Here is a 7,348-nt window from a genome sequence, read left to right on the forward strand (position 1 = left end):
CGGCGCGCGCCCCTCACCGGGGGCGTGTTCACTCCGAACATCATCCTCACAGGAGGGACCATGACCCCAAGACCGACGCTGTTGGCCCTGACCCTCGCCCTCCTCACGCCGACCGCCGCCGCCCAGGGCGCGACCTCCGTGCGGCTCGGCTTTTTCCCCAACCTGACGCACGCGCCTGCCCTGGTGGGGCTGGAGCGCGGCACCTTCCAGAAGGCGCTCGGGAAGGTGAAGCTGGAGCCCAAGGAATTCGTCTCCGGAACGACCCTGACCGAAGCCTTTGCGGCGGGGCAGATCGACATCGCCTACGTGGGCCCGGGTCCGGCGATCAACGCGGCGGCGCGGGGGATGCCCCTCCAGATCATCGCGGGGGCGAGCGAGGCGGGCGCGGTCCTGATCGCGCGCAAGGACAGCGGGATCAAGACGTACAAGGACCTCGCCGGGAAGCGGGTGGCGGTGCCCAGCCTGGGCAACACGCAAGACATCAGCCTGCGGCACATCCTCAAGGAACAGGGCCTGAAGGCGCAGACGGACGGCGGCAACGTGACCGTGACCCCGGTGGCGCCCGCCGACGTGCTGGCCGCCTTTGCGGCAAACCGGGTGGACGCCACGCTGGTGCCCGAACCCTGGGGCGCGGCGCTGGAGGCGCGCGGGCACCTGCTCGTCGGCAGCGAGAAGACGGTGTGGCGCGGGGGCGCGTACCCCACCACGATTGTTATCGTCAATACGAAGTTCGCCCAGGCCAACCCGGCCCTCGTCGCGGCCTTCCTGAAGGCGCACGGGGAGGCGGTCGCCTTCCTGACGGGTAAGCCCGCCGCCGCCGCCGCTTCCGTCAACAAGGAGCTGGAGGCGCTGACCGGGCAGAAGCTCGACCTGCGCGTCCTCCAGCGGGCCATGAACCGCACCCGCTTCACGACCAACCTCGACCCGGCGGCCCTGGGCGAGTACGCGGCCCTGAACGTGGAGGCCGGGTACGCCCGGGGCACGGTGGACCTCGCCCCCTTCCTCAACCCGGGGTTGAAGCGGTGAGGCCATGACGACGACTTCCCTCGACACCCGGACCCCCCTGCGCCGCCCGTCGCGCTGGCGGATGCTCGGCTGGCAACTCCTCGGGCTGGTGTTGCTTCTCGCCCTGTGGTGGTTTGTGACCGACGTGCTGAGGCTCTACCCCCCTTACGTCTTCCCCAGCCCGCGCGCCGTGTGGACCGAGATCAGCTACGGGCTGTGGGGCAGCGGGCCGCAGGACGGCAAGCTGCTCGCGGGGATCGGCAACAGCCTGCGGCGGGTGCTGGTCGGCTACGCGAGCGCCGTCGTGCTCGGCGGCGTGGTCGGGCTGCTGATGGGGGCGTGGCGACCCCTGCGCGACACCCTCGGCGCGTACCTCACCGGCATCCAGAGCGTGCCGAGCATCGCCTTCGTGCCCTTCGCCATCCTTTTTTTCGGGCTCAACGAGCGGGCGGTGCTGTTCGTGGTCATTCTGGAGGGCTTCATCCCGGTGGCGCTCGCCGTCTCGGGCGCGCTGATGAACGTGCCCCCGGCGCTGCGGATCGCGGGGCGAACGCTGGGAGCGCGCGGGCTGGACCTCACGACGGGCGTGCTGCTGCCGAGCGCGGTGCCCAGCATCCTGACGGGGCTGAGGACCGCGTGGAGCTTCGCGTGGCGGGCGCTCGTGGGGGCGGAGCTGCTCGTCAGCGCGAGTGCGAGCCTGGGCGCGCAACTGGAGATCGGGCGCAACACGGCGAACATCGCGCTCGTGATCGCCACGATCCTGACCATCGGCGTGATCGGCGGGGTGTTCGACGCCCTGCTGCGCGTGCTCGAAACCCGGGTGCGCCGCGACTACGGGCTGGAGGTGCAACAATGACCGCCACGATGACCCCCCCCGCCGCGACGGCCAGCGCCCCCACCCAGGGGGTCAGCCTGACCCTGGACGGGGTGACCTACCGCTACGGGCGCGGACGGCCCGGCCTCGGCCCGGTGACCCTGCACGTGGCGCCCGGCGAGTTTCTGTGCGTGGTCGGCCCGTCGGGGAGCGGCAAGAGCACCCTGCTCTCGCTGCTGGCGGGCTTCCTGCGGCCCCAGGCGGGCGAGATTCGGCTGGGCGACACGCCGGTCACCGGACCCGACCCACGCCTGGCCCTGGTGCAGCAGGAACCGGCCCTCTTCCCCTGGCGGACGGTCGCGGGCAACGTCGCCTTCGGGCTGGAGCGGCGGCGCTTTCCCCGCTCGGGGCGGGCCGCCCGGGTCCAGGAGACGCTGCGCCTCGTGGGACTGGAGGGGTACGGCCCCCGCCGCGTCCACCAGCTCTCCGGCGGGCAGCGCCAGCGGGTCAGTCTGGCCCGGGCGCTCGCCGTGCAGCCGAGCCTGCTGCTCCTCGACGAGCCCTTCAGCGCCCTCGACGACCGCACCCGCACGGTCCTCGCCGACGAGTTGCTGGGCATCTGGTGGGCGAGGAAGGTCACCGTCGTCTTCGTGACGCACAACCTCGAAGAGGCGCTGGCCCTCGGGCAGCGGGTGGTGGCGCTGCGCGGCGGCGAGGTGGCGCTGGACGCCCCGGCGCGGGAACTGAGCGTGGGGCGGCTGCGGGAGATGCTCGAAGGCTAGCACTGGCCCGGCGTCCGCCTCACCCCGACCGACACAGAGGTGCGGGTGACGTGTCGAGAGGAAAGCGGCCCGTGCGTCCGGGAACCCCGTGACGTGCCCTACAGTGGGCCGGTGCGGCAGCGACGAGGCAGGGGTGGGCGGGCGGCGGTCGTGGTGGGGCTGGGCGCGCTGGCGGGCGGCGTTCACCGGGCGGCGCGGCGCCACGTGGCGCGAATCGAGGCCACGCCGGACCCCTACACCCTGGGCGAGCTGCTGCGCGAGCCGGAGGGCCGGGAGGTCACCGTCGAACGGCCCGACGGGACCCGGCTGCGGGCGCTGGTCGACGGCGAGGAGGGGCCGACCCTGGTGTTCGTGCACGGGTACGGGGCCACGCTGGTCGAGTGGAACGTGATCTGGCGGCGGCTGCGCGGGCGCTACCGCCTGATCGCCTTCGACGGGCGTGGGCACGGGCGCTCCACGGTGGGCGCGGGGGGCGTCTCCTCGCGGGCGATGGCCGCCGACCTCGCCGCGGTGCTCGACCACTTCGACGTGCGGGGCGGCACGTTGATCGGGCACTCGATGGGCGGCTTCGTGTCCGTCCGGTGCCTGCTCGACCACCCCGGGGTGACCCGGGCACGGCTGGCGCGGGCCATAATCGTGGCGAGCTTCGCGGGCGACGTGACGCGGGGGGCCCCGCAGCCCCGCCTGCACATTCCGCTGATCGCCTCGGGGGTCATGCCCGCGCTGTGCCGCACGCGCACCTACGGCTGGCTCTTCATGGGGGCGCAGTTCGGGCGGGTGCGCTTCGCCTCGGGGGTCGAGGCGCTGCGCCGGGTGTTCGTGGCGCAGGACCACGGGCGGCTGATCCCCATCCTGCGCGCCCTGCAACGGGAGAACGACTACCCCCGGCTCTCCGAGATCAGCCTGCCCTGCACCGTGATCTGCGGCGACGCCGACGACACCACCCCCCGGCACCACTCCGAGACCCTGGCGCGCGACATCCCCGGCGCCCGCTTCGTGGGCGTGCCGGGCTGCGGCCACATCCTGAACTGGGAGGCCCCCGAGGTCATCACCCAGGCTATCGAGGGCGGCTGACCCGGCACCCAGGAAGCGGGAGCGGCGGGCCGAGAGACACCTTCCCCGGCCCGCCGCCCGCCGACCTTCTCCTATTCCGTCTGCTTTTCCTCGCCCACCCCCGCGAGTTCGGCCTGACGCCCCTCGCGCGGGTTGACGCCGCCGAGCACCCGCTCGAAGGCGGCGACCACCGTATCGATCTGCTCCTTGGTGATCGTCACGGGCGGCAGAAAGCGCACGACGAGGGGTGTGGCCTGGAGGGTCAGCACGCCCTCCTCGTGTTCGAGGGCCGAGATGTAGGGCGCGCTCTTCTCCTTGAGTTCCACGCCGATCATCAGCCCCAGGCCGCGCACCTCGCGGATTTTGGGGGAGCGGATGGCGCGCAGCCTCTCCATGAAGTACGCCCCCTTCTCGCGCGCCTGCTCGGCCATGCCTTCCCGCTTCATCGCGCGCAGGGCGGCGACCCCGGCGGCCATCGCCAGCGGGTTGCCGCCGAAGGTCGTGCCGTGGCCGCCCTTGGGCATCCGGTCGGCGACCTCCGCCGTCATGGCGAAGGCCCCGACCGGCACGCCACCCGCCATCGCCTTCGCCAGCGTCATGCCGTCGGGGACCACGCCCGAGTGCTCGGAGGCGAACATCTTGCCGGTGCGGCAAAAGCCGGTCTGGATCTCGTCGAGGATCAGGAGGGCCCCCTTCTCGCGGGTGAGGCGCCGGGCCTCCTGAAGAAATTCGGGGGAAGCCGGACGCACCCCGCCCTCGCCCTGCACGGGTTCGAGGATGACGGCGGCGGTCTCACCCGTCACCGCCGCACGCAGCTCCTCGACGCTCCCGTAGGTGATGAACTCGACGTTCCGGTTGTCCACCGCGTCGCCGAAGGGCTCGCGGTACTTGGGCTCCCAGGTGAAGGCGAGGGCGCCCAGCGTCCGGCCCGAGAAGCCGCGCCTCATGCTCACGAACTTCGAGCGGCCCGTCGCGGTGATGGCGAACTTCTTGGCCGCCTCCATCGCCTCGGTGCCGGAGTTGCACAGGAACACGCGCTCCAGGCCCTGCGGCAGCACGCTCACGAGTTCACTCAGGAATTCGGCGCGCTTGTCGTTGGGAAGCGTCTGGGGCATCACGATCAGGCGCTCGGCCTGCTCCTTGATCGCCCGCACCACGTCGGGGTGGCTGTGGCCGATGTTCGCCACCCCGTACCCCGCCACGCAGTCGATGTACGAGCGGCCCTGCTCGTCCCAGACGGTGGCGCCCTGCCCGCGCACCATGACGACCTGATGCTTGTTGTAGACCCCGGAGTCGTATTGCAACTCGGCCTGGAGCCACTTGCTCGCGTTCTTCGTTTCACCCTGTGCGGTCACGTCGACCTCCTGTTACAGCCCAGTCTAGGGGGTGGGAGCCGGGAGAAAAGGGCGCGTGTCCAGCCGGACGGGTCACGGGTGGCCGCGCCGACCCCACCCGAAAGGGGGAGGACGACTGCGGAGGGGGAACATCCGGGCGCCTTCTCACGTAGGAAAGGACATGCGCAAGACCTTTCACCTGCCGCTGCTCGCCACGCTGCCCGCCCTGCTCGCCGCCTGCGGAGGGGACGACGACCTCGACCTCGACCGCTACAAGCGCACGAGTTATTCGTCCTACCAGCGCTGCCTCGCCGAGAACCGGGTGTATATCGAGCGCGGAATGCAAAATCCCTGCCAGAAGTCGGGGCGCTCGTACTACGGCCCCTACATGTACTTCGGGAGCAGCACGACCCGCTACGTGGGATACACCCCGTCCGGAGGCCTGGCCTCCACCGGCCTGACCTACGACAGCAAGAAGGGCACCTACGGCAGCTTCAAGGCGCCGGTGAGCCGGGGCGGGTTCACGAGCACCAGCCGCGCGAGTTCATCCTCGTCGGGAGGGTACGGCGGCTGATGCGGCGTCTCACCTTCCCCGCGCGGCCAGCCTGGGAGGCCCGGCTTCAGGAGGCGGGCTTCACGTGGTACGCCCCCACGCCCACCCACCCCGTCCCCTACTGGGGCGAGGACGCCTGCTACGCCTTCACCCCCGCGCAGGTCGAGAGGTTGGAACGCGACGCCCAGGACCTCACCGACATGGTGCTGGAGACGACGGGGGCCGCTATCGAGTCGGGGAGGCTGGGCGAACTCGGCATTCCCGCCTTCCTGCACGGGGCAGTGCGGGAGTCCTGGGACCGCGACGACCCGACCGTCTACCTGCGCCTCGACCTCGCCTACGACGGGCGGGGGCACGCCCGGCTGCTGGAGGTGAATGCGCAGACGCCCACCTCGCTGATCGAGGCGGCGGTCAGCCAGTGGCACTGGCTCGAAGACCGGCTGGGGGCGGGCGAGCTGCCTGCCGGGACGACCCAGTGGAACACCATCCACGAGGGGCTGGGCGAGCAGTGGGCGTACCTCGCGCGGGAGCGGGGCCTCTCGCAGGCGCACTTCAGCGCGGCCCGCGAGGTCGAGGACATCGCCACCGTCACCTACCTGCGCGACCTCGCCCTGGCGGCGGGGGTGAGCGGGTCCTTCCTCGCGGCGGACGAGATCGGCACGAGCCCGAACGAGGCTTACCTGCTCGACGCGTGGTCCCTGCCCATCCGTCACCTGATGTGGCTGTGGCCCTTCGAGTACGCGTGGGAGTCGCGGGACGCGGCCTTTCTGGCGACGACGGGGACCCGCTTCATCGAGCCGCTGTGGAAGACCGTGACGGGGAGCAAGGGCCTGCTCGCCCTCCTCCACGAGCGTTATCCGGACAGCGGGTTGGTGCTTCCGGCGACGCTGACGCCCGGTGCGCTCGGCCCCAACGTGGTCCGCAAGCCCCTCTACTCACGCGAGGGGCAGAACGTCACCCTGCCCGGCGAGCCCGCCACCCCCGGCGCGTACGGCGACCTCCCGAGCATCGAGCAGGCGTACGTGGAGCTGCCCACCTTCGAGGCTTCGGACGGCCCACGCTACCCGGTCCTGGGCGTGTGGGTCGCCGGGAACGAGGTGTGCGGGCTGGGCATCCGGGAGGGGCGCACACGGGTGACGGACAACCGGGCCACCTTCGTGCCGCACGTCGTCCTGCCGGGGTGACGGGGAGCCCCGGTGAGTGGATCAGTGGTCTCCCCCGTGCCGTTCCTTCGGGAGGCCGAGGCCGGACTTGTCCACGCTCTCCGTCGCGGACTCCAGCCCCTCCTCGGGCGACTCCCGCGCCAGCTCGCGCAACTCGCGCTCGGCGGCTTTCGACACCTCGGGGGTCCACTTGCCGTGGCGGGTCATGGTTTCCCCGTCCTGCGGCGTCTCGGCCTGTTCGTCCCGCCCCTTTTCTCGCTTGTCGGTCATAGCCCGTATTCGACCTCAAAGCGGGGAGAGCTGGGCGAGAGAAGGGCACGGAATCTCCCGGAAAAGCTTCATCGGCGTGGGTAGATTACTTCAGGTCGCACCTGTACACGAACGTCTTGCCGCCGTTCAGGTACATCATCACGAACATCGAGCCCTTGGGCGTGGTCACGGTGGCGCGGTAGAGGTCCTTGTCGTTGAAGCTGGAGCGGTACTGCACCCCTTTTTCCTTGGCAGCGGCTTCCTTCATCTTAGGTCTTGCATCTGGATAAGGTGAGTGAATACCCGTGCTGGCGCAGGAATTCTTCCTCTCGACAGACCTGTGCAGCGAGTCGTTGAATGACCAGCAGGGGCAGGGCCACCCGGGCGGCGACTTC

General features: G+C 71.0%; 9 protein-coding genes and 1 pseudogene. 6 read left to right on the forward strand and 4 right to left on the reverse strand.

Annotated elements, in window-relative coordinates; genetic code table 11:
* Positions 1-60 precede the first annotated feature (60 nt).
* The 4 genes from A7B18_RS08435 (at position 61) to A7B18_RS08450 (ending at position 3,675) form a co-directional block, all read left to right on the forward strand.
* Complete coding sequence (locus A7B18_RS08435; RefSeq protein ID WP_102126237.1) at positions 61-1,026, forward strand: aliphatic sulfonate ABC transporter substrate-binding protein; 966 nt, start codon at positions 61-63, stop codon at positions 1,024-1,026.
* Positions 1,027-1,030: 4 nt separating this feature from the next.
* Complete coding sequence (locus tag A7B18_RS08440; RefSeq protein ID WP_102126238.1) at positions 1,031-1,861, forward strand: ABC transporter permease; 831 nt, start codon at positions 1,031-1,033, stop codon at positions 1,859-1,861.
* Positions 1,858-2,601, forward strand: a complete 744-nt coding sequence (locus A7B18_RS08445) for an ABC transporter ATP-binding protein (protein WP_102126239.1) — start codon at positions 1,858-1,860, stop codon at positions 2,599-2,601. Before A7B18_RS08440 ends, A7B18_RS08445 begins: the two co-directional genes overlap by 4 nt.
* Positions 2,602-2,712: 111 nt before the next feature.
* Positions 2,713-3,675 carry an alpha/beta fold hydrolase gene (locus A7B18_RS08450; protein ID WP_219722104.1) on the forward strand — a complete coding sequence of 321 codons (963 nt, stop codon included), beginning with the start codon at positions 2,713-2,715 and terminating at the stop codon, positions 3,673-3,675.
* 71 nt (positions 3,676-3,746) lie between these two features.
* Here A7B18_RS08450 and A7B18_RS08455 read toward each other — a convergent pair whose 3' ends face one another.
* Complete coding sequence (locus A7B18_RS08455; protein ID WP_102126241.1) at positions 3,747-5,009, reverse strand: aspartate aminotransferase family protein; 1,263 nt, start codon at positions 5,007-5,009, stop codon at positions 3,747-3,749.
* Positions 5,010-5,169: 160 nt separating this feature from the next.
* Here A7B18_RS08455 and A7B18_RS08460 point away from each other — a divergent pair, with 160 nt between their 5' ends.
* Both A7B18_RS08460 and A7B18_RS08465 read left to right on the forward strand, forming a co-directional pair.
* A complete protein-coding gene (locus A7B18_RS08460) occupies positions 5,170-5,562 on the forward strand; it encodes a hypothetical protein (RefSeq protein ID WP_102126242.1) in 393 nt (130 codons plus the stop codon).
* Complete coding sequence (locus tag A7B18_RS08465; protein ID WP_102126243.1) at positions 5,562-6,725, forward strand: glutathionylspermidine synthase family protein; 1,164 nt, start codon at positions 5,562-5,564, stop codon at positions 6,723-6,725. The genes A7B18_RS08460 and A7B18_RS08465 overlap by 1 nt, the downstream gene beginning before the upstream one ends.
* A 21-nt stretch (positions 6,726-6,746) precedes the next feature.
* Here A7B18_RS08465 and A7B18_RS08470 read toward each other — a convergent pair whose 3' ends face one another.
* The 3 genes and pseudogenes from A7B18_RS08470 to A7B18_RS08475 all read right to left on the reverse strand — a co-directional run.
* Entirely contained in the window at positions 6,747-6,974 is a 228-nt protein-coding gene (locus A7B18_RS08470) for a hypothetical protein (protein ID WP_102126244.1), read from the reverse strand.
* 85 nt (positions 6,975-7,059) lie between these two features.
* On the reverse strand, positions 7,060-7,221 hold the full coding sequence (locus tag A7B18_RS21915) for a hypothetical protein (protein ID WP_180970073.1): 162 nt from the start codon (positions 7,219-7,221) through the stop codon (positions 7,060-7,062).
* A gap of 1 nt (position 7,222) precedes the next feature.
* Positions 7,223-7,348: pseudogene (locus A7B18_RS08475) on the reverse strand (IS701 family transposase); the annotation flags it as partial.

Source organism: Deinococcus planocerae (genome assembly GCF_002869765.1).
GTDB lineage: Bacteria > Deinococcota > Deinococci > Deinococcales > Deinococcaceae > Deinococcus > Deinococcus planocerae.